Genomic DNA, 20515 nt, shown 5'->3' on the forward strand with positions numbered 1-20515 from the left:
ACAGGGACTAAGATTGCAATGACCGAAAAGCCGACGCTGGATGACTGGACCGCCGCCGCCACCAAGGAGGTGAAGGGCAAGGATCTGACGTGGCAGACCCCGGAAGGGATCGCCGTCAAGCCGCTCTACACGGCCGAGGATGTCGCCGTCGATCCGGGCCTGCCCGGCTTTGCGCCCTTCACGCGCGGGGTGAAGGCCAGCATGTATGCCGGCCGTCCCTGGACCATCCGGCAATATGCGGGCTTTTCGACCGCCGAGGCCTCCAACGCCTTTTACCATCGCAACCTGAAGGCGGGGCAGAAGGGGCTGTCGGTCGCGTTCGATCTGGCCACCCATCGCGGTTATGACAGCGACCATCCGCGCGTCACCGGCGACGTCGGCAAGGCGGGCGTGGCGATCGATACGCTGGACGACATGAAGATATTGTTCGACGGCATCCCGCTCGACAAGATGTCGGTGTCCATGACGATGAACGGCGCGGTGATCCCGATCCTCGCCTTCTTCATCGTCGCGGGCGAGGAGCAGGGTGTCGACCGCAAATTGCTCGACGGGACCATTCAGAACGACATCCTCAAGGAGTTCATGGTCCGCAACACCTATATCTACCCGCCCGAACCCTCGATGCGGATCATCTCCGACATTTTCGGTTACACCTCGCGGGAAATGCCCAAGTTCAACAGCATCTCCATCTCCGGCTATCATATGCAGGAGGCCGGCGCGACGCAGGTGCAGGAACTGGCCTTCACCATCGCCGACGGCATGGAATATGTGAAATATGGCGTGGCGTCGGGCCTGGACATCGACAAGTTCGCAGGGCGGCTGAGCTTCTTCTTCGCGATCGGCATGAACTTCTTCATGGAGATCGCCAAGCTGCGCGCCGCGCGGGTGCTGTGGCACCGGGCGATGACGACGCTGGGGGCCAAGGACGAGCGGTCCAAGATGCTGCGGACCCATTGCCAGACGTCTGGCGTGTCGCTGACCGAGCAGGATCCGTATAACAATGTGATGCGCACTACGATCGAGGCGATGGCCGCGATGCTGGGCGGGACGCAGTCGCTGCACACCAATGCGCTGGACGAGGCGATCGCGCTGCCCACCGACTTTTCCGCCCGGATCGCGCGCAACACGCAGATCGTGATCCAGGAAGAAACCGGCATGTGCAATGTCGTCGACCCGTTGGGCGGCTCCTATTATGTCGAGGCGCTGACCCAGCAACTGGTCGACGCCGCGCAGGAGATCATCGACAAGGTGCAGGCCGATGGCGGCATGGCCAAGGCGGTCGCGGCCGGCTGGCCCAAGGCGATGATCGAGACGGCGGCGGCGGCGCGACAGGCGCGGGTCGATCGTGGCGACGACGTGATCGTGGGCGTCAATAAATATCGGCTTGCGAACGAGGATCTGCTCGAAACGCTTGACATCGACAATGCGGCGGTGCGTGAAGGGCAGATCGCCCGGATCAACAAGGTGAAGGCGGAGCGCGACAGCGCCCGATGCGAAGCGGCGTTGCAGGCGCTGCGCGACGGCGCCGCGGCGCCCGCGAGCCTGGAGAACAACCTCCTCGCCCTCGCCGTCGAATGCGCCCGCGCGCGTGCGACGCTGGGCGAAATATCCGCCGCCATGGAAGACAGTTTCGCCCGCTATGGTACGCAGCCGACGCCGGTGAAGGGCGTCTATGCCGCGCCCTATGCCGGCGACAGCCGCTGGCAACAGGTACTTGACGGCGTGCAGGCCGTCGAGCGGCGCCTCGGTCGCAAGCCCAAACTCCTCGTCGCGAAGATGGGGCAGGACGGGCATGACCGGGGCGCCAATGTGATCGCGTCCGCCTTTGGCGATCTGGGGTTCGACGTGGTGTCCGGACCGCTGTTCCAGACGCCCGATGAAACGGTGGTGCTGGCGCTGGACAGCGGGGTCGATGTGGTCGGCGCGTCCAGCCTGGCGGCGGGGCACAAGACGCTGATCCCCGAACTGATCGCGAAGCTGCGCGAGGCGGGGCGGACCGACATCAAGGTGATTGCGGGCGGCGTCATCCCGCCGCAGGACTATGACTATCTTCGTGACGCGGGGGTCCAGGGGATTTATGGGCCGGGTTCCAATGTCGTGGAGTGCGCCGCCGATGTGCTGCGCCTGCTCGGCCACAACATGCCCCCTGCGGGGATCGAGGAAGCCGCATGACCGATACCATTGCCCGCACCGACTGGACCCGCGAGGAAATCGCCGCGCTGTTCGACCTGCCCTTCAACGACCTGATGTTCGAGGCGCAGACGATCCATCGCGCGAATTTCCCGCGCAACGAGGTGCAACTGTCCACTTTGCTGTCGATCAAGACGGGCGGCTGTCCTGAGGATTGCGGTTACTGCAACCAGTCGGCATCGGCGGAAAGCGGGCTGAAGGCTGAAAAGCTGATGAGCGTGCAGGCGGTGATGCAGGCGGCGGCGCAGGCGAAGGACGCAGGCTCCTCGCGCTTCTGCATGGGCGCGGCGTGGCGCAACCCCAAGGAGCGGGACATGCCCGCCATCGTCCAGATGGTGAAGGGCGTGCGTCAGATGGGCATGGAAACCTGCATGACTTTGGGCATGCTGAGCGAGGGGCAGGCCAAGACTTTGGCGGATGCGGGCCTCGATTATTACAACCATAATATCGACACCTCGCCTGAACATTATGAGAAGGTGATTACGACGCGGACGTTCGACGACCGGCTGGAAACGCTGGAGAATGTCCGCAATTCGGGGATCAACGTCTGTTCCGGCGGGATCGTCGGCATGGGCGAGACGCGCGAGGATCGCGTCGGCTTCCTCCATGCGCTGGCCGTGCTGCCCGCCCATCCGCAAAGCGTGCCGATCAATGCGCTGGTGCCGGTGAAGGGCACGGTGCTGGGCGATATGCTGGCCGACACGCCGCTCGCGAAGATTGACGAGATCGAGTTCGTGCGCACGGTCGCCGTGGCGCGGATCGTGATGCCGGAATCCATGGTGCGCCTGTCCGCGGGCCGCGAGAGCATGTCGGATAGCTGCCAGGCTTTGTGCTTCATGGCCGGCGCGAACAGCATCTTCACCGGCGACAAACTGCTGACCACGGCGAACGCGGGGGACAATGCGGATGCGACGCTGTTTGCCAAGCTGGGCGTGGTGCCGATGCAGGCTGAGGTGAAGGTTGCGATGGAGGCGGCTGAGTGAACAAGCCGAGCGCCATGAAGATCGGACTCTTTGTGGTGCTCGGCATAGCCTACTGGCTGATCGCGATGATTGTCATTCTATTGGCGGCCATCGGTAATTGCGGGATGGGACTGGACGCTCCGGCGGACTGCGATGGCGTATCGCCAGCTATTACCGGAGTGCTGTCGCTCCTCATTTTTACTGGACTTACATTTGCCTATTTCAAGGCCCGGCTCTCGGGAGTGGATAAGCAATAGATCAACACCCGTTCGCCCTGTTTCAACGAGCCGCTTGTCTCGTTGAAATGTCGAAGGGCTGCACTTCTCTTCGAAGTGAAGAACGGGGCTTCGACAGGCTCAGCCCGAACGGGGTGAGAGGAACTGAATAAGGACTGGGACAGGAAGTAGAATGGCAATCACCAAGATCCTGATCGCGAACCGTGGCGAGATTGCGTGTCGTGTCATGCGCACGGCCAAGAAGATGGGCATCAAGACCGTCGCGGTCTATTCCGATGCCGATGCGCGCGCGCCGCATGTGTTGATGGCCGATGAAGCCGTGCATATCGGCCCGTCGCCCGCTGCCCAATCCTATCTGATCGCCGACAAGATCATCGAAGCGTGCAAGCAGACCGGCGCCGATGCGGTGCATCCGGGCTATGGCTTCCTGTCGGAACGGGAGAGTTTTCGTAAGGCGCTGGACGCGGAGGGCATCATCTTCGTGGGGCCGCCCGCCAATGCGATCGCGGCGATGGGCGACAAGATCGAGTCCAAGAAGCTGGCGCTGGAAGCGGGCGTCAATGTCGTGCCCGGATTTGTGGGCGTAATCGACGACACCGAACATGCCGTCCGTATCTCCAACGAGATCGGCTATCCGGTGATGATGAAGGCGTCGGCCGGCGGTGGCGGCAAGGGGATGCGGCTGGCCTATAGCGAGCAGGATGTCCGCGAAGGGTTCGAGGCGACCAAGCGCGAGGGGCTGAACAGTTTCGGCGATGACCGCGTGTTCATCGAGAAGTTCATCGAAAGCCCGCGTCATATCGAAATCCAGGTGCTGGGCGATCAGCATGGCAACATCGTCTATCTGAACGAACGCGAATGTTCGATCCAGCGCCGCCACCAGAAGGTGGTCGAGGAAGCGCCGTCGCCGTTCGTGTCTCCCGAAATGCGCAAGAAAATGGGCGAGCAGTGCGTCGCTCTGGCGCGGGCGGTCGGCTATTTCAGCGCGGGGACGGTCGAACTGATCGTCAGCGGTGAGGACAAGACCGGCGACGGCTTCTACTTCCTGGAAATGAATACCCGCTTGCAGGTCGAGCATCCCGTCACCGAGGAAATTACCGGCGTCGACCTGGTCGAACAGATGATCCGCGTCGCCAATGGCGAGCCGCTGTCGTTCGAGCAGGCGGACGTCAAGATCAACGGCTGGGCGATCGAGAACCGCATCTATGCCGAAGATCCCTATCGCGGTTTCCTGCCATCGACCGGTCGCCTGATCCGCTACAATCCGCCCGAAACGGGCACGGATGAAAGCGGCGCGCTGATCCGCGTCGATGACGGCGTGGAGGAAGGCGGCGAAGTGTCGATGTTCTACGACCCGATGATCGCCAAGCTGATCACCTGGGCGCCCACGCGCCTCGAAGCGATCGACAAGCAGATCGAGGCGCTCGACAAGTTCGAGATCGAGGGGCCGGGGCATAATATCGATTTCGTGTCCGCGCTGATGCAGCATGAGCGGTTCCGGTCGGGCAATATCACGACGGGCTTCATCGCGGAGGAATATCCCGACGGGTTCCAGGGGGCGCCTGCGTCGCCCGAACTGCTGGTCCGGCTCTCGGCGATCGGCGCGTTCGCGGCCATGGCGCAGGCGGATCGCGCGCGGCGGATCGATGGGCAGTTGGGCAAGCGGCTCAGCCCGCCGACCGGCTGGCAGGTCAAGATCGGGGACGCGATCCATGATGTGGTGATCGACGGCGATGAGGTCAGCGTGGACGGCGAAGCGATCGACATGGCGTTGGAATATACGCCGGGCGATCGGCTGATCGAGGCGGAGTTCGGCGAAGACGACCTGGCGGTGCGGATCGCGCCGGTGCGGTCGGGCTTCCTGCTGACGGCGCATGGGGCCAGCCACCGCCTGCGCATCCTGCCCGCCCATGCCGCGCCGCACGCGCAGCATATGATCGAAAAAATCCCGCTAGACCTGTCCCGCTTCCTGATCTGCCCGATGCCAGGCCTGCTGGTCGCGCTGCATGTGGCGGCGGGCGACAAGGTCGAAGCCGGCCAGCCGCTGGCGGTGATCGAAGCGATGAAGATGGAAAATATCCTGCGCGCGCAGAAGGCGGGCACGGTCAAGAGCGTGTCGGCGGCGCAGGGCGAAAGCCTGCCGGTCGACGCGATCATTCTGGAAATGGAATGACCTGTTAGCACTATGATCTTGATTGTCGTTATCATTTCCGCTTTGCGGGAATGATGACGACGAACGAGACATCGAACAGGCCACCATCCGACCATGGTGATCGGTCCGCTACGGTCCGCACCGATGGGGCCGCATGGGCCGGCGCCAATGGCGACATCTGGGCGCGGGAGTGGCAGCGCACGGACCGCAGCTTTGCCGCACTGTCGATGGAACTGGATCGGACGATCCGGGAGGCCATGGACGGTGCGCCGGTCGCGGTTGCCGATATCGGCTGCGGCGCAGGCGGCACGGCGATATCGGCGGCCAGGGCCAATGATCGGGCGAACGTCACCGGCTTCGACATTTCCGCGGCCCTCGTCGCTGTGGCGCAGGAGCGGGCGGCGGGCCTGCCCAACTGCCGGTTTCTCGCCGCGCCGGTGGAAGTGGCGATCGGGCAGGCCGGTCCGTTCGACCTGCTGGTGTCGCGCCATGGCGTGATGTTCTTCGACGATCCGGTGGCGGCCTTCGCCGGGATGCGCGCGGCGGCGCGACCGGGCGCACGGCTCGTTTTTTCCTGTTTCCGCGGTGCGGCGCTCAATGGCTGGGCGCGCGAGTTGATGACGGCGCTGTCGGGCAGCGCGCCGCCTCCGGCCGGCTATGAACCCGGTCCCTTCGCCTTTGCCGACGAGGCGTTCGTCCAGGCTTTGCTGAACGAAGCGGGATGGGCCGACGTCAGGGCGCGGGCGGTGGACTTCGCCTATCGCGCCGGGGCTGGCCCAGATCCTGTGGCGGATGCAGTCGATTTCTTTAGCCGGATCGGCCCGGCAGCACGCGCGCTCAAGGCCGCCGTGCCGCAGGATCGGGCGGGGCTGGTCGCGCAGGTAGAGGCGGTCTGCCGGGCGCGGTTGCAGGACGGTGCGGTGGACTTTCCGGCCGCCGCCTGGATATGGTCGGCCATCAACCCGCTGTGAGGGGCGATCAATGCACCTGACCCACGACCCGGCCGCGCCCGCCGGCGCCATGATCGGCTTCGACGATTTCCTGAAGGTCGACATCCGGATCGGGACGATCCTGTCGGCGGAGCCTTATCCGCAGGCGCGCAAGCCCGCCTACAAGCTGCTGATCGATTTCGGTCCGGCAATTGGACAGAAGCGGTCCAGCGCACAGATCACCGAAAACCATGCGCTGGCGGACTTGCCGGGGCGACAGGTCGCCGCCGTGGTGAACCTCCCGCCGCGCCAGATCGGCACGTTCATGTCGGAGGTGCTGACGCTGGGCTTTGCCGATGAGACAGGGGCGGTGATGCTGTTCGCGCCGGACAGGCCGGTGCCCAACGGATCGCGACTATTTTAATTTCCGCGTCCCGTCATCCCGCGCTTGTCGGACGGCCACTCCCTTCCGCATAGAGGAAAGCGAACGGTGGGAGAGGGCGGAATGACCGACATGGTCGGCAGCGATTATGTGATGGATGCCAAGCGGGACCGGCTGGTCATTACCGCGTCGGCGCTCGGCACCGTGTTCGAATGGTATGATTTCTACATCTATGGCGTGCTGGCGCCGATCATCGGGCGGACCTTCTTCCCGACCGACAATCCCACCGTCGAACTGCTCTATACGCTGGCGGGGTTCGCCATCGGGTTCGCGTTCCGGCCGATCGGGGCGATGCTGTTCGGCTATCTGGGCGACCGACTGGGGCGGAAATATACGTTTCTGGCGACCATCGTGCTGATGGGCCTCGCGACCGCGGGGGTCGGTTTGACGCCGTCCGCCGCGAGCATCGGGATAGCGGCGCCGATCATCCTGATCGGCTTGCGGATCGCGCAGGGGCTGGCGCTGGGCGGCGAATATGGCGGGGCGGCAATCTATGTCGCGGAACATGCGCCGGCGGGGAAGCGGGGATTTTATACCAGCTTCATCCAGGCCGGCGTGATCGGCGGTTTCATCCTGTCGTTGATCGTCGTGGTCGGCACGCAGGCGATCGTCGGCCAGGCGGCGTGGGACGCGTGGGGATGGCGCATCCCCTTCGTCCTGTCGCTGGTGCTGCTGGCGATTTCACTGTGGATGCGGTTGATGCTGCGCGAGAGTCCGGTGTTCCTGGCGATGAAGAAGGCGGGCACGCAGGCGAAGAACCCGATCCGGGAAGCCTTTACCGCGCCGGGCAACAGGAAGCGGATGTTCGTGGCGATGATCGGCATCGCGGCGGGCTTCACCGTCATCGCCTATACGGTGATGTTCCAGGCGCTCTATTTTTTGCAGAACGGCCTGCATGTCGCGGCGGGGGTGGCGCAGTTGCTGGTCGGTGGCAGCGCTTTCATCGGCATGGGCGCGTTCATCTTCTTCGGCTGGCTGTCCGACCGGATCGGGCGGAAGAAGCCGATCGTGATCGGCTATGCGCTGGTGCTGCTGCTGGCGCTGCCGCTCTATCAGTTCATGGGCGCGACCGCGAACCCCGCGCTGACGCAGGCGGCGCAGCGCGCGCCGGTGGTGGTGAGCGGTCCCGATTGCCGGTTCGATCCCTTCGCCAAGGTGCAGCCGACGGCGTGCGGCAAGCTGCTCGACCATTTTTCCAAGCGTGGCATTCCCTATGACAAGCGCGATGGCGCGACGCCGGCGGTGGCGATCGGCGGGGTGGCGGTCGGCGACCTGAGCGCGGAGGGGCTTGATGCGGCATTGGAACGGCGGGGTTATGATTTCGGCGCGGTGACGCCGGACTGGCCGCGCGCGATGATGGTGTTCGCAGCGCTGCTGTTGCTGTGGACGCTGTCGGGCGCGACATATGGGCCGGTCGCGGCCCTTCTGTCGGAATATTTCCCGGCGCGCATCCGCTATAGTTCGCTGTCGATCCCCTATCATATCGGGACCGGCTATTTCGGCGGGTTCCTGCCGCTGGTCAGCCAATATATCGTCGCGCGGACGGGCAATCCCTATGCCGGGCTATGGTATACGCTGGCGATCGTGGCGCTGGCGCTGGTCACTTGTCTGGTCGCGCTGCCGGAGACGAAGGACCGATCGCTCGACGCCTGAAGGGACTGGAACGATGCCAAGCGGGGTCGCCAAACGGGATCTGCCGACCAAGACATGCCCGGTCTGCCAGCGCACCTTCGCCTGGCGGAAGAAATGGGAGCGTGACTGGGAGAATGTGGTCTATTGTTCAGACCGGTGCCGGGCCGCAGCCAGGAAGGGCTGACAGGCAAAAGGCCGCCGCTCCGTCAAGAGCGGCGGCCTTTTGGTAACTCAGGACGCGATCAGCGCTCGATGCACATGGCGACGCCCATGCCGCCGCCGATGCAGAGGGTGGCGAGGCCCTTCTTCGCGTCGCGCTTGGCCATTTCGTAGAGAAGAGTGGTCAGCACGCGCGCGCCCGACGCGCCGATCGGGTGGCCGATGGCGATCGCGCCGCCATTGACGTTGACCTTCTCCGCATCCCAGCCCAGTTCCTGGCCGACCGACAGCGCCTGCGCGGCGAAGGCTTCATTGGCTTCGATCAGATCGAGGTCGGCGACCGACCAGCCGGCCTTTTCCAGCGCCTTGCGGCTGGCCGGGGCCGGGCCGATGCCCATGATCGCCGGATCGACGCCGCAGGTGGCGAAGCCGGCGATGCGGCCGAGGATGGTCGCGCCGCGCTTGGCGGCGGCATCGGCGGTCATCAGCACCAGCGCGGCGGCGCCGTCATTGAGGCCGCTGGCGTTGGCGGCGGTGACGGTGCCGTCCTTCTTGAAGGCGGGCTTGACCTTTTCCATCGCTTCGATGGTGGCGCCGGCGCGGATATATTCGTCCTGATCGACGATGGTGTCGCCCTTGCGCCCCTTGATCGTGACCGGCACGATTTCGTCGGCGAAGCGGCCCGATGCGCGCGCGGCTTCGGCCTTGTTCTGGCTGGCGACGGCGAAGATGTCCTGCGCTTCGCGGCTGATCTGGTATTTCTCGGCCAGATTTTCGGCCGTGATGCCCATATGATAATTGTTGAAGGCGTCGGTCAGACCGTCATGGATCATCGTGTCAATGAGGCTGACATTGCCCATCTTGCTGCCGGCGCGCAGATATTGCGCATGGGGGGCGAGCGACATGCTTTCCTGGCCGCCCGCGACCATGATGCTGGCGTCGCCGGCGCGGATCGCCTGTGCCGCGAGGGCGACGGCGCGCAGGCCCGAACCGCACAACTGGTTGAGGCCGATGGCGGTCCGCTCGACCGGGATGCCGGCGTTGACCGCGGCCTGCCGTGCGGGGTTCTGCCCCTGGCCGGCGGTCAGCACCTGGCCCAGGATCACTTCGTCCACTTCATCGGGCGCGACGCCGGCCTGCGCGAGCGCGGCGATGATCGCCTGGCGGCCCAGTTCGTGCGCGGGGGTCGAGCCGAAGGCGCCCATGAAGCTGCCGACGGCAGTGCGCTTTGCGGCGGTGATGACGATGTCTGACAAAGGCTTGATCCTCGATTCCAGTGGTTGTTTTCGCAGGCGCAATAGCATCAACCGCCATGGCTGAAAAGCCAGTGGGACAGCGGTTCCCAAAGCGTTTCGCGGGCGCGTCCGCCCACGACCATGCCGACATGGCCGAGCGAAAGGCTGCGCTCTTCGCGCAAGCGAGGGCCGGCGGCGGCGGGCACGATGCGGTCGCTGGTCGACACGATCGACAGGGTCGGGCAATCGAGCGCGGTCGGGTCCACGGTGCGCGCGTCGATGCGCCATTGGCCGCGTCCGCTGACATTGCCGGCGTAGAAATGGTCGAACAGGTCGCGCCCCGCCGCGAAGGTCAGCGGCGCGCCGCCATTGGCCCAGTCCTCCACCGCGAGGAAGGCGCGCTCGGCGTCGGACCCGGCCTCCATGTCGGCGAAAGCCGCATATTTGCCTATGGTGCGCGCCGGGTCCATGGCCCAGAAGCCCGATTGCAGCACCTCCATCGGGACGTAGCCGATCCGCTCGCTCATGGCGCGGGCGCCGTTCCACAGGCTCCCGATCAAGTCCAGGTCGGGGGCGGGAAAGGCGTCGAAACGCCAGGGCGCGGCGATGGTCGCGACGGCGGGAAAGGCGCCCATGGTCGCTGCGCCGAGCGCGAGGCTGCCGCCCAGGCAATAGCCGACCAGGATCGGCGGCCTGGGGAGAGCCGCGAACAGCGGCAGCAGCCGCTCGGTAACATGGCCGTCGAGACCGAGCCTAGCATCTTGCGGCATCGGCGCGCCCCAATCGACCAGATGCGCATCATGGCCTGCTGCAGCCATGTGGCGCAGCAAGGATCTGCTTTCGGACAGGTCCAATACGCGCGGCGGATTGATGAGAGACGGGATGAAAACCACGGGAGAACGGCCATTTTCCGTACCATGCTGCAGCAATCGGGCAGGGCCGGCGGTGGTGACGCAACGCGCCGGCGGCGGGGCGGGCGGACGCGCTGCATCCTGATATTTGCGCAATCCCGCGAACGCCCGGCGGCGAAGTTCGGGATCGTCCTGCGTTTCGCGCCATAAAATATTGAGAAAAAGGGGTAAAGGCCGCGGTCCATGTTGCGGTGCGGCATCGCCCTGTGCTAATGCGAGATGTTCAGGTGTGGGAGAGGAATCCATGGCCAAATCTAAGACCGCAAATGAATCGGAACCGGTCGTCATCAAGAAGTACGCCAATCGGCGGCTCTATAATACCGAAACTTCGAGTTATATCACGCTGGACCTTTTGTCGCAGATGACGCGCGAGGGGCGCGAGTTTACCGTGGTCGACGCCAAGACCGGCGAGGACATCACGCATAACGTCCTGACCCAGATCATCATGGAAGAGGAACAGCGCGGCAAGAACATGCTGCCCGTCAATTTCCTGCGCCAGTTGATCGCGATGTACGGCGATTCCATGCAGTCGATGGTGCCGCAATATCTGGAAGCGTCGATGGATGCATTCCGCAAGAACCAGCAGCAGTTCCAGGAAGCGATGAAGGGCGCGTTTGGCGGCGGCCCGTTGGCCGATATCGCCAAGCGCAACATGCAGATGTTCGAAGCGGCGGCCAGCGCCTTCGGCAACGGGGTGCCGGGTATGCCGGGTATCCCGGGCATGACGCCGCCTGCCGCAGCGCCGGCGGCGACCGATGGCAGCAAGGACGACGAGATCAACGATCTCAAGGCCCAGCTCGCCGCGCTCAACGCCAAGATCGACAAGCTGACCTGAAGCGATGGCGAAGGCGGACAGGCTGGAACGGTTGGACGTCCGCCGCGAAGAGGTGGAGGCTGAGTATCGCGATGCGTTGATCGCGGCCCTGCGGGTGACGGCGAACGGGCAATGGGGCCTGTTCGACCATCAGAAGGACAAGGTCGCGCGCACGCGCGTCGCGCCCGTCATAGCGGCGCTGGGCGAACTGGCGGACGAGATTGACGGGATGCGCGATACGCTGGGGCTGGAGCCCTTTGCGCTGCATCAGCGCTTCATGGCGGCGCGCGGTCCCGCCGCGGCCGATGCGGTCGGCGAACCCAGGCAGGCGAAGGCCTGGCTGGAAGAGATGGGCGCGGCGACCGCCTGACGCGCTGCCGATCGGCACGCGCCCTGTCGTCGGGGGTCGACAGGGACGCCGCCTCTGGCTTATGGCGCGCCATTCCCTTTTTACGTCAGGTTTTCGATCCCGTGAAACACGCCCTTTCCGTCACCCGCGAACAGGATTTTTCCGCCTGGTATCAGGCCGTCATTTCGGAGGCCGACCTGGCCGAGGAAAGCGGCGTGCGCGGCTGCATGGTCATCCGTCCTTGGGGCTATGGCATCTGGGAGCGCATCCAGACCTCGCTCGACGCCAGGATCAAGGCGACGGGGCATGAAAATTGCTATTTCCCGCTGTTCATTCCGCTTTCCTATTTCGAGAAGGAGGCCGAGCATGTCGACGGCTTCGCCAAGGAAATGGCGGTCGTCACGCATCACCGGCTGATCCAGAAGGACGGCAAGCTGGTGCCGGACCCCGAAGCCAAGCTGGAGGAGCCGCTGGTCGTGCGGCCGACGTCGGAGACCGTGATCGGCGCGGCGTTCAGCCGCTGGGTGCAGAGCTGGCGCGACCTGCCGGTTCTCATCAACCAGTGGGCCAACGTCGTGCGCTGGGAAATGCGCACGCGCATGTTCCTGCGCACCAGCGAATTCCTGTGGCAGGAAGGCCATACCGCGCACGCCACCGTCGATGAGGCGATGGAAGAGACGATGAAGATGCTGGAAGTCTATCGCAGCTTCGCCGAGGATTGCGTCGGCCTGCCGGTGGTCGCGGGCGAGAAGCCGGAGAATGAACGCTTCCCCGGCGCCGTCGCGACCTATTCGATCGAGGCGATGATGCAGGATGGCAAGGCGTTGCAGGCCGGCACCTCGCATTTCCTGGGCACGACTTTCAGCCAGGCGCAGAATATCAAGTTCCAGAATGCCGAAGGGCAACAGGAACTGGCGCAGACGACGAGCTGGGGCATGTCCACCCGCATGATCGGCGGCCTGATCATGGTGCATGGCGACGACGATGGCCTGCGCGTCCCGCCGCGCGTCGCGCCCTATCAGGTCGTCGTCGTGCCGATGCTGCGCGACAATGACGAGGACGCCGCGATTTTGGATTATTGCGGCGAACTGGTGGCGTCCCTCAATGAGCTGGACGCCTTCCGCGAGCCGGTGCGCGCGCTGCTCGACAAGCGGCCCGCCAAGGCCGCGACCAAGCGCTGGGGCTGGGTGAAGAAGGGCGCGCCGATCGTGATCGAAGTGGGCGGCCGCGATGTTGCGGGCGGCAATGTTTCGGTGATCCGCCGCGATCGCCTCTATCGTGAGGATGGCAAGCTCGACAGCCAGATCGTCGCCAAGGGCGATTTCGTGACGGGCGCGACCGCGATGCTGGAGGATATTCAGGCGTCCCTCTTCGCCGACGCCAAAGGCCGGCTGGACGGCAGCATCGATCGCTCGATCGGCACGCTAGACGCGCTGAAAGCCTATTTCAACGCCAGCGCCAGGCCCGGCTGGGCGCTGGTCCAGTGGGCCAGGCCGACGGGCGAGGCGCTGGAGAAGGTGGTGCAGTGGCTCAAGGGCGAGAAGCTGACGCTGCGCAACGTGCCACTGGATGCGGACGCGGCGGACGGCGCGTGTATCTTCACCGGCGGGCAGGCCGTGGAGCGCGTGCTGGTTGGGCGCAGTTACTGAGCAACTGATTTTTAATCGGTGGGTCGTTCGTTCCGAGCGAACGGAGATTTGGTAAATCGGAGCGGGATGAGAGGATGGTTTCCCCTCTCATCCCGTTTTCGCCTAATTACAGAACATATTTGCTGAGGTCGGTGTCGTGGGCGACCGCTGACAATTGCTTCTCGACATAGGCGGCGTCGATCACCAGCGTTTCGCCGCAGCGGTCCTCCGCTTCGAAGCTCACATCCTCCAGCAGCTTTTCCATGACGGTCTGGAGGCGGCGGGCGCCGATATTCTCGATCTCGCTGTTCACGTCGGCGGCGATCTTCGCGACGGCGCGGATGCCGTCGGGCGTCAGGTCGATCGTCACCTCCTCGGTCGCCAGCAGCGCGCGATATTGGGCGACGAGGCTGGCTTTGGTATCGGAGAGGATGGCGACGAAATCCTCCTCGGTCAGCGCCTTGAGTTCGACGCGGATCGGCAGCCGGCCCTGGAGTTCGGGCAGCAGGTCGCTGGGCTTGGCGACATGGAAGGCGCCCGACGCGATGAAGAGGATATGGTCGGTCTTGAGCGGGCCATATTTGGTCGATACGGTCGTCCCTTCGATCAGCGGGAGCAGGTCGCGCTGCACGCCTTCGCGGCTGACGGAGCCGCCGCGCACATCGCTGACCGCGATCTTGTCGATCTCGTCGAGGAAGACGATGCCATTCTGCTCGGCGCTGGTGATCGCGGTGCGGGCGACGTCGTCCTGGTCCAGCCGCTTGTCCTGCTCTTCCTCGACCAGCTTGTCCCAGGCTTCGGCGACGCGCATCTTGCGGCGCTTCTTCTGTTGCTGGCCGAACGCCTTGGACATCATGTCGGACAGGTTGATCATGCCGACCTGTCCGCCCATGCCGGGGATTTCCATCGGCATGGAGGGGCTGTCGGCGACTTCCACCTCGACTTCGACCTCGTTCATCTGGTCGGCTTCGATCTTCTGGCGGAAGGAGAGGCGTGTGGCTTCGCTCGCTTCCTTGCCGGTCAATGCATCGAGCAGCCGCGCCATGGCGGCTTCGGAGGCGGCTTCGCGCACGGCTTCGCGGCGGCGGTCCTTCTCCAGCCGCACAGCTTCCTCGACCAGATCGCGGACGATCTGTTCGACGTCGCGGCCGACATAGCCGACCTCGGTGAATTTGGTCGCCTCGACCTTGACGAAGGGGGCGTCGGCCAGCTTGGCGAGGCGGCGGCTGATCTCGGTCTTGCCGCAGCCCGTCGGCCCGATCATCAGGATATTCTTGGGCGTCACCTCGTCGCGCAAATCGGCGGCCAGGTGCTGGCGGCGCCAGCGGTTGCGCAGCGCGACCGCAACGGCGCGCTTGGCGTCCTGCTGGCCGATAATGTGTGCGTCGAGCGCGGCGACGATGGCTTTGGGGGTCAGGTTGTCGTTCATCAAAAGACTCCCCCCTCCCTTTCAAGGGAGGGGCTTTTTTAGTTTAGGCGGCGCTGTCCAGCGTTTCGATGGTCAACTGGTCGTTGGTGTAGACGCAGATGTCGGCCGCGACGGCCATCGCCTTGCGGGCGAGGGTTTCGGCGTCTTCCTCATATTCCATCAGCGCGCGCGCGGCGGCGAGGGCGAAATTACCGCCCGAACCGATCGCGGCAACGCCGTTCAGCGGCTCCAGCACGTCGCCATTGCCGGTCAGGATCAGGGTGACATCCTTGTCCGCGACGATCATCATCGCTTCCAGGTTGCGCAGATATTTGTCGGTGCGCCAGTCCTTGGCCAGTTCGACCGCGGATCGCATCAATTGGCCGTTATGGCGCTCCAGCTTGGCTTCGAGCCGTTCGAACAGGGTGAAGGCGTCGGCGGTGGCGCCGGCGAAGCCGCCGATCACGCTGCCGTCGTGCAGGCGGCGGACCTTGCGGGCATTGGGCTTCATCACGGTCTGGCCCATGGACACCTGGCCGTCGCCGGCGACGACGACCTTTCCATTCTTGCGGGCTGACATGATGGTGGTGCCATGCCAGACGGGCATGGAAGAGCTGCTTTGGTCGTTCATGACGCGGCATATGGGACGCTGTGCCGCCGCGTGCAAGTCGCGCGACGCAACGGGATGAAGCGTGTCATTTCAGCGACAATATTATTACAAATCGTACAGGAACAAATGCCGGTCAATTGACTTGATGCACCGCAACATCAATGATCGCTATCCCACATATGACGGGGGAGGACACGCATGACTCTCAAGGCCAGAGCACAGGAAAAGGTCGAGCGCGCGGGAATTTCCAACTATTCGTTCGATCACGACGTGCTGGTCATGTGTGGCGTGCGTTATACCATCGAAGCCTGCGAATGTGGCGAACCCGATTGCGATGGTGTGCGCCTGCGCAAGAATGCGACCGCGATCGGCCGCATCCTCCAATAGTCTGTTTAATGCATCGCGTCCTTGCCGGCGCGCCCGACCGATTCGATGTCGCGCCCGACACCCTGCACCGTATTGCAGGCGGCCAGCGCCGTGAGCAGCAGGCTTCCGATCAGAAGGGCGAGACTTTTGGGCATGAAGGCGCAACTCCGTAATTTCGAAAGCCCCTTATAGGCGGCGATACGCGCGGGCGGAAACGCTTTTGCATCAAATCGATGCGGGGATGTTGACAGGGCGCGCCACCGATGCCAAAGGCCGCCTCCTCCTTACAGGGGGCGCGTAGCTCAGCGGTAGAGCACACCCTTCACACGGGTGGGGTCACAGGTTCAATCCCTGTCGCGCCCACCATGATCCAAGCGATCATGGCAGGACAGATAATTTCCCGGCATTGATCTTTTCTAATCCGACGCGCTAAATCTGCGCCATCATGCGGCGCGTTTGCGCGCCGACCGGAAAGGACGATCATGCCCCCCTATCTGAAAGCCGGCGCAGCCCTCGGTGCGCTGCTGCTCTCCCCTCTTCCCGCCAGCGCGCAGGAGCAACTGACGCTGGAGCGCGTATTCGCCAGCCCCGACCTGGCCGGGCCGCAGCCGCGCGCGTTGAAATTGTCGCCGGACGGATCGCTGGTGACGCTGCTCAAGCCCCGCGCCGACGAGAAGGAACGGCTCGACCTGTGGGCGATCGACAGCAGGACTGGCGCGGAACGGATGCTGGTCGATTCGAAGAGGACCGGCAGCGGCGCGGAGCTTTCCGAAGCGGAGAAGATGCAGCGCGAGCGCGATCGCTCCGTGGCGGGCAGCACCGGCATCACCAGCTATGACTGGGCGCCAGACGGGAAGAGCATATTGGTGCCGGTGGATGGCGACCTCTATCTTGCCGGGTTGGACGGCAAGGTCACGCGCCTGACCGATACGCCCGATGGCGAGTTGAATGGCGTGGTCAGCCCCAAGGGCGGCTATGTCTCCTTCGTGCGCGGTGGCAATCTGTTCGCCCAGCCGATCGGCGGCGCGGAACGGCAGTTGACGCAGGGCGCCAGCGATACGCTGAGTTGGGGCGTGGCCGAGTTCGTGGCGCAGGAGGAAATGGACCGGCGCACCGGTTACTGGTGGTCGCCCGACGACGCGCGGATAGCGGTCGCCCGCGTCGATGAAAGCCCGGTCGGCATCGTCACCCGCACCGCGATCGGCGGGGAGGGGACGAAGGTTTATCAGCAACGCTATCCCGCCGCCGGCACGCCCAATGCGATCGTGGACCTGTTCGTGATGAAGCCTGATGGGTCGGGCCAGGTCCAGGTCGAGTTGGGCGCGGACAAGGATATCTACCTCGCCCGCGTCGACTGGTCGAAGGACGGCAAGACGCTCTATGTCCAGCGGGAGAGCCGGGACCAGAAGCGGCTCGACCTGCTGGCGGTCGACCCGGCGACCGGCAAGGCCAGGGTGGCGCTGACCGAGACGGCGAAAAGCTGGATCAACCTGTCGAACAATTTTCATGCGCTGAAGGATGGCAGTTTCCTCTGGTGGTCTGAGAAGAGCGGGCATGGGCATCTGTATCGCGTGAGCGGTGGGAAGTGGACGGCGCTGACGAGTGGTGATTGGGAAGTGCGCGATGTCGTGGGCGTGGATGAGGCCAAGGGTCTGGTCTATTTCACCGGCAATCGCGAAACGCCGCTGGAGCAGCAGCTTTATGTCGCGCCACTGGGCAAAGCGGGGCAGGCGCGCGCGCTCACGTCCAAGGGCTGGTGGAATGACGCCGTCATGGACGGGGCGGCGAGCCGGGTCGTGGTGACGCGCCAGAACACGGACCAGCCCAAGCAGGTCTATCTGGCCGATAGCGGCGGCAAGCAATTGCAATGGCTGTCGGAAAATGCGCTGACGGGCAGCCATCCCTATGCGCCCTATGTCGCGGGCCATGTGAAGACGGTGTTCGGCACGGTGAAGGCGGCGGACGGCACGACGCTGTACACCAAGATCATGACGCCCAAGATGGAGCCGGGGAAGCGCTACCCCGTCTTCATGATCCATTATGGCGGCCCGGGCGGCGGACGGCAGGTAACCAACACATGGTCCGGCGCGCTCAACCAATATCTGGTGGATCGCGGCTGGATCGTCTTCGCGATCGACAATCGCGGCACCCCCGATCGCGGCAAGGCGTTCGAGGATCATCTCTACCGCGCCATGGGCACGGTCGAGGTCGAGGATCAGTTGAAGGGCGTGGCATGGCTCAAGGCCCAGCCGTTCGTGGACCCCAGGCGGATCGCGACCTATGGCTGGTCCTATGGCGGCTATATGTCGCTCAAGCTGCTGGAGAAGGCGCCGGGCGTGTTCGCCGCGGCGGTGGCGGGCGCGCCCGTGACCAAGTGGCAGCTCTACGACACCCACTACACCGAACGCTATCTGGGCCAGCCGCAGGACAAGGCCAGCGCCTATCCGGCATCGGGCGCGGTGGACGAGGCGGTGAAGATCACCGATCCGCTGCTGCTGATCCACGGCATGTCCGATGATAATGTCGTGTTCGACAATGCGACCGCGCTGATGGCGAAGATGCAGGGCGAAGCGGTGCCGTTCGAGATGATGGCCTATCCGGGCCAGACCCATCGCGTCGGCGGGCCGGGCATCAGCGTCCACCTGTGGAAGACGATCGAGCATTTCCTGGCGGCGCATGCCGGCGGGCCGACGTCGAAATAAAATTGCGTCGATGAAGGGCTTTGCAGCAGCGAAGCCCTTCTTTCTGGACAAATGTAGCGACAGCGCTATGGCGCGCACTCCGCAATTATGCATTGGAGTGGAGACTTTAGTCATGGGTTACAAGGTCGTCGTCGTGGGTGCCACCGGTAATGTGGGCCGCGAAATGCTGACCATTCTCGCCGAGCGCGAGTTCCCTATTGACGAGATTGCGGCGGTCGCTTCGTCGCGGTCGCAGGGGCTGACCGTGGATTTCGGTGAGACCGGCAAGACCATAAAATGCCAGAATATCGAGCATTTCGATTTCACCGGCTGGGACATCGCCCTGTTCGCCGCGGGGAGCGGCCCGACGGAAATCTATGCGCCCAAGGCGGCGGCCGCCGGTTGCGTCGTGATCGACAACAGCTCGCTCTATCGCATGGACCCGGACGTCCCGCTGATCGTGCCCGAAGTGAACCCGGACGCGATCGACGGCTATAAGAAGAAGAACATCATCGCGAACCCCAACTGCTCGACCGCGCAGATGGTCGTGGCGTTGAAGCCGCTGCATGACGCCGCCAAGATCAAGCGCGTGGTCGTGTCGACCTACCAGTCGGTGTCCGGCGCAGGCAAGGCGGGCATGGACGAGCTGTTCGAGCAGAGCCGCAATATCTTCGTCGGCGATCCGGCCGAACCGAAGAAGTTCACCAAGCAGATCGCCTTCAACGTGATCCCGCATATCGACGTGTTCCTGGACGATGGTTCGACCAAGGAAGAATGGAAGATGGTCGCGGAAACCAAGAAGATCCTCGATCCCAAGGTGAAGGTGACCGCGACCTGCGTGCGCGTGCCGGTGTTCGTCGGCCATAGCGAATCAATCAACATCGAGTTCGAGAACGAGATTTCGGCCAAGGAAGCGCAGGACATCCTGCGCGAAGCGCCGGGCATCATGCTGGTCGACAAGCGCGAGGACGGCGGATACATCACGCCGATCGAATGCGTGGGCGATTTCGCGACCTTCATCAGCCGCGTGCGCGAGGATTCCACGATCGAGAACGGCATCAACCTGTGGTGCGTCAGCGACAATCTGCGCAAGGGCGCAGCGCTGAACGCGGTGCAGATCGCCGAACTGCTTGGCCGTCGTCACCTCAAAAAGGGCTGACGCCTCTCATGATTGCCGGCGCTGTCGCGATGTGGAAAGCTCTTCCGATCGCACAGCGCCGGATGATCGTCTTGCTGGCAGCAGCTATTGGCCTCGCCAATATCGCCCAGCCCTATCCCGATCTCGCGCCGCTCCAGCATGGACCGACCGTCGCGCTGGTCCTGACCGCGCCCTGGCTGCTGCGCCGCTGGCCGCTTTCCACATCGTCAATCGGCTGCATCTGGCTGTTCCTGCTGCTTCATACGGTGGGCGCGCGCTGGATCTACAGCTATGTGCCCTATGACGACTGGGCGCGGGCGCTGAGCGGGCATGATATTTCCAGTCTCTTCGGCATGACGCGCAATGGTTATGATCGGCTGGTGCATTTTGGCTTCGGCGCATTGCTGACACTGCCGATCGCGGAAGCTGCGCGGCGTCATGGCGGATTGCCGTGGCGGTGGGGCCTGGCCTTCGCCTTTGCCATGATCGGCCTGGGCAGCGCTGTTTACGAAATTTTCGAATGGCTGCTCACCCTGTTGGCAGCGGGCGAAACGGCGGATTATTATAATGGGCAGCAGGGCGACGTCTGGGACGCGCAGAAGGACATGGCCGCCGCGCAGGTCGGCAGCGCATTGGCGCTGATCGCGCTCTTGCGCCGCCGGGGATGACGCCA

At 64.2% G+C, this 20515-nt stretch carries 20 protein-coding genes and 1 tRNA gene; 16 read left to right on the forward strand and 5 right to left on the reverse strand.

What is annotated here, in order from left to right:
- Positions 1–18 precede the first annotated feature (18 nt).
- The 8 genes from scpA (at position 19) to ABT375_RS03810 (ending at position 8727) form a co-directional block, all read left to right on the forward strand.
- Positions 19–2172 carry a methylmalonyl-CoA mutase gene (gene scpA / locus ABT375_RS03775; protein WP_224546256.1) on the forward strand — a complete coding sequence of 718 codons (2154 nt, stop codon included), beginning with the start codon at positions 19–21 and terminating at the stop codon, positions 2170–2172.
- Positions 2169–3173, forward strand: coding sequence for a biotin synthase BioB (gene bioB, locus ABT375_RS03780; RefSeq protein WP_416464179.1), 1005 nt, complete (start codon positions 2169–2171; stop codon positions 3171–3173). Before scpA ends, bioB begins: the two co-directional genes overlap by 4 nt.
- The gene (locus ABT375_RS03785) at positions 3170–3409 is read left to right on the forward strand and encodes a hypothetical protein (RefSeq protein WP_224546253.1); all 240 of its coding nucleotides are present in this window, start codon (positions 3170–3172) and stop codon (positions 3407–3409) included. Before bioB ends, ABT375_RS03785 begins: the two co-directional genes overlap by 4 nt.
- 151 nt (positions 3410–3560) lie before the next feature.
- Positions 3561–5561, forward strand: a complete 2001-nt coding sequence (locus ABT375_RS03790) for a biotin carboxylase N-terminal domain-containing protein (protein WP_416464180.1) — start codon at positions 3561–3563, stop codon at positions 5559–5561.
- Positions 5562–5611: 50 nt separating this feature from the next.
- Positions 5612–6511: a class I SAM-dependent methyltransferase gene (locus ABT375_RS03795; protein WP_416464181.1), complete on the forward strand. Its 900-nt coding sequence runs from the start codon at positions 5612–5614 to the stop codon at positions 6509–6511.
- Between the two features lie 10 nt (positions 6512–6521).
- A complete protein-coding gene (locus tag ABT375_RS03800) occupies positions 6522–6893 on the forward strand; it encodes a tRNA-binding protein (RefSeq protein WP_416464182.1) in 372 nt (123 codons plus the stop codon).
- Positions 6894–6974: 81 nt separating this feature from the next.
- Positions 6975–8564 carry an MFS transporter gene (locus tag ABT375_RS03805; protein ID WP_416464183.1) on the forward strand — a complete coding sequence of 530 codons (1590 nt, stop codon included), beginning with the start codon at positions 6975–6977 and terminating at the stop codon, positions 8562–8564.
- Between the two features lie 13 nt (positions 8565–8577).
- Complete coding sequence (locus ABT375_RS03810; protein ID WP_261934667.1) at positions 8578–8727, forward strand: DUF2256 domain-containing protein; 150 nt, start codon at positions 8578–8580, stop codon at positions 8725–8727.
- A gap of 58 nt (positions 8728–8785) precedes the next feature.
- Here ABT375_RS03810 and ABT375_RS03815 read toward each other — a convergent pair whose 3' ends face one another.
- Both ABT375_RS03815 and ABT375_RS03820 read right to left on the reverse strand, forming a co-directional pair.
- Entirely contained in the window at positions 8786–9958 is a 1173-nt protein-coding gene (locus ABT375_RS03815; protein WP_416464184.1) for an acetyl-CoA C-acetyltransferase, read from the reverse strand.
- Between the two features lie 47 nt (positions 9959–10005).
- Positions 10006–11094 (reverse strand): alpha/beta hydrolase, encoded by a 1089-nt coding sequence (locus tag ABT375_RS03820; RefSeq protein ID WP_416464185.1) that lies wholly within the window; start codon positions 11092–11094, stop codon positions 10006–10008.
- Between ABT375_RS03820 and phaR the strand changes: the two genes are divergently transcribed.
- From phaR to proS, 3 genes are all read left to right on the forward strand, one after another.
- Positions 11093–11683, forward strand: coding sequence for a polyhydroxyalkanoate synthesis repressor PhaR (gene phaR / locus ABT375_RS03825; RefSeq protein ID WP_224546238.1), 591 nt, complete (start codon positions 11093–11095; stop codon positions 11681–11683). The genes ABT375_RS03820 and phaR overlap by 2 nt on opposite strands.
- A gap of 4 nt (positions 11684–11687) precedes the next feature.
- The gene (locus ABT375_RS03830; RefSeq protein WP_416464186.1) at positions 11688–12032 is read left to right on the forward strand and encodes a hypothetical protein; all 345 of its coding nucleotides are present in this window, start codon (positions 11688–11690) and stop codon (positions 12030–12032) included.
- 101 nt (positions 12033–12133) lie between these two features.
- The gene (gene proS, locus ABT375_RS03835; protein WP_416464187.1) at positions 12134–13660 is read left to right on the forward strand and encodes a proline--tRNA ligase; all 1527 of its coding nucleotides are present in this window, start codon (positions 12134–12136) and stop codon (positions 13658–13660) included.
- Positions 13661–13766: 106 nt separating this feature from the next.
- Here the strand turns inward: proS and hslU are convergent, their stop codons facing one another.
- Both hslU and hslV read right to left on the reverse strand, forming a co-directional pair.
- The gene (gene hslU / locus ABT375_RS03840) at positions 13767–15068 is read right to left on the reverse strand and encodes an ATP-dependent protease ATPase subunit HslU (RefSeq protein ID WP_416464188.1); all 1302 of its coding nucleotides are present in this window, start codon (positions 15066–15068) and stop codon (positions 13767–13769) included.
- 43 nt (positions 15069–15111) lie between these two features.
- Positions 15112–15654, reverse strand: a complete 543-nt coding sequence (gene hslV / locus ABT375_RS03845) for an ATP-dependent protease subunit HslV (protein ID WP_201785510.1) — start codon at positions 15652–15654, stop codon at positions 15112–15114.
- Between the two features lie 201 nt (positions 15655–15855).
- Here hslV and ABT375_RS03850 point away from each other — a divergent pair, with 201 nt between their 5' ends.
- The gene (locus ABT375_RS03850; protein WP_224546231.1) at positions 15856–16044 is read left to right on the forward strand and encodes a hypothetical protein; all 189 of its coding nucleotides are present in this window, start codon (positions 15856–15858) and stop codon (positions 16042–16044) included.
- A gap of 5 nt (positions 16045–16049) precedes the next feature.
- Here the strand turns inward: ABT375_RS03850 and ABT375_RS03855 are convergent, their stop codons facing one another.
- The gene (locus ABT375_RS03855) at positions 16050–16178 is read right to left on the reverse strand and encodes an entericidin A/B family lipoprotein (protein ID WP_224546229.1); all 129 of its coding nucleotides are present in this window, start codon (positions 16176–16178) and stop codon (positions 16050–16052) included.
- 136 nt (positions 16179–16314) lie between these two features.
- Between ABT375_RS03855 and ABT375_RS03860 the strand changes: the two genes are divergently transcribed.
- The 4 genes from ABT375_RS03860 (at position 16315) to ABT375_RS03875 (ending at position 20510) form a co-directional block, all read left to right on the forward strand.
- A tRNA-Val gene (locus ABT375_RS03860) sits at positions 16315–16389 on the forward strand.
- A gap of 116 nt (positions 16390–16505) precedes the next feature.
- Positions 16506–18725, forward strand: coding sequence for an alpha/beta fold hydrolase (locus ABT375_RS03865; RefSeq protein WP_416464189.1), 2220 nt, complete (start codon positions 16506–16508; stop codon positions 18723–18725).
- Between the two features lie 112 nt (positions 18726–18837).
- Entirely contained in the window at positions 18838–19863 is a 1026-nt protein-coding gene (locus tag ABT375_RS03870) for an aspartate-semialdehyde dehydrogenase (protein WP_224546225.1), read from the forward strand.
- Positions 19864–19871: 8 nt separating this feature from the next.
- On the forward strand, positions 19872–20510 hold the full coding sequence (locus ABT375_RS03875; RefSeq protein WP_416464190.1) for a DUF2238 domain-containing protein: 639 nt from the start codon (positions 19872–19874) through the stop codon (positions 20508–20510).
- Positions 20511–20515 lie beyond the last annotated feature (5 nt).

Source organism: Sphingomonas sp. VDB2 (assembly GCF_047946695.1).
Taxonomy (GTDB): Bacteria; Pseudomonadota; Alphaproteobacteria; order Sphingomonadales; family Sphingomonadaceae; genus Sphingobium; species Sphingobium bisphenolicum.

Coding starts and splice junctions, on each gene's coding strand:
- scpA (WP_224546256.1), top strand. CDS start 19: ATGACCGAAAAGCCGACGCTGGATGACTGGACCGCCGCCGCCACCAAG.
- bioB (WP_416464179.1), top strand. CDS start 2,169: ATGACCGATACCATTGCCCGCACCGACTGGACCCGCGAGGAAATCGCC.
- ABT375_RS03790 (WP_416464180.1), top strand. CDS start 3,561: ATGGCAATCACCAAGATCCTGATCGCGAACCGTGGCGAGATTGCGTGT.
- ABT375_RS03795 (WP_416464181.1), top strand. CDS start 5,612: ATGATGACGACGAACGAGACATCGAACAGGCCACCATCCGACCATGGT.
- ABT375_RS03800 (WP_416464182.1), top strand. CDS start 6,522: ATGCACCTGACCCACGACCCGGCCGCGCCCGCCGGCGCCATGATCGGC.
- ABT375_RS03805 (WP_416464183.1), top strand. CDS start 6,975: ATGACCGACATGGTCGGCAGCGATTATGTGATGGATGCCAAGCGGGAC.
- ABT375_RS03810 (WP_261934667.1), top strand. CDS start 8,578: ATGCCAAGCGGGGTCGCCAAACGGGATCTGCCGACCAAGACATGCCCG.
- phaR (WP_224546238.1), top strand. CDS start 11,093: ATGGCCAAATCTAAGACCGCAAATGAATCGGAACCGGTCGTCATCAAG.
- ABT375_RS03820 (WP_416464185.1), bottom strand. CDS start 11,094: ATGGATTCCTCTCCCACACCTGAACATCTCGCATTAGCACAGGGCGAT.
- ABT375_RS03830 (WP_416464186.1), top strand. CDS start 11,688: ATGGCGAAGGCGGACAGGCTGGAACGGTTGGACGTCCGCCGCGAAGAG.
- hslU (WP_416464188.1), bottom strand. CDS start 15,068: ATGAACGACAACCTGACCCCCAAAGCCATCGTCGCCGCGCTCGACGCA.
- hslV (WP_201785510.1), bottom strand. CDS start 15,654: ATGCCCGTCTGGCATGGCACCACCATCATGTCAGCCCGCAAGAATGGA.
- ABT375_RS03850 (WP_224546231.1), top strand. CDS start 15,856: ATGACTCTCAAGGCCAGAGCACAGGAAAAGGTCGAGCGCGCGGGAATT.
- ABT375_RS03855 (WP_224546229.1), bottom strand. CDS start 16,178: ATGCCCAAAAGTCTCGCCCTTCTGATCGGAAGCCTGCTGCTCACGGCG.
- ABT375_RS03865 (WP_416464189.1), top strand. CDS start 16,506: ATGCCCCCCTATCTGAAAGCCGGCGCAGCCCTCGGTGCGCTGCTGCTC.
- ABT375_RS03870 (WP_224546225.1), top strand. CDS start 18,838: ATGGGTTACAAGGTCGTCGTCGTGGGTGCCACCGGTAATGTGGGCCGC.
- ABT375_RS03875 (WP_416464190.1), top strand. CDS start 19,872: ATGATTGCCGGCGCTGTCGCGATGTGGAAAGCTCTTCCGATCGCACAG.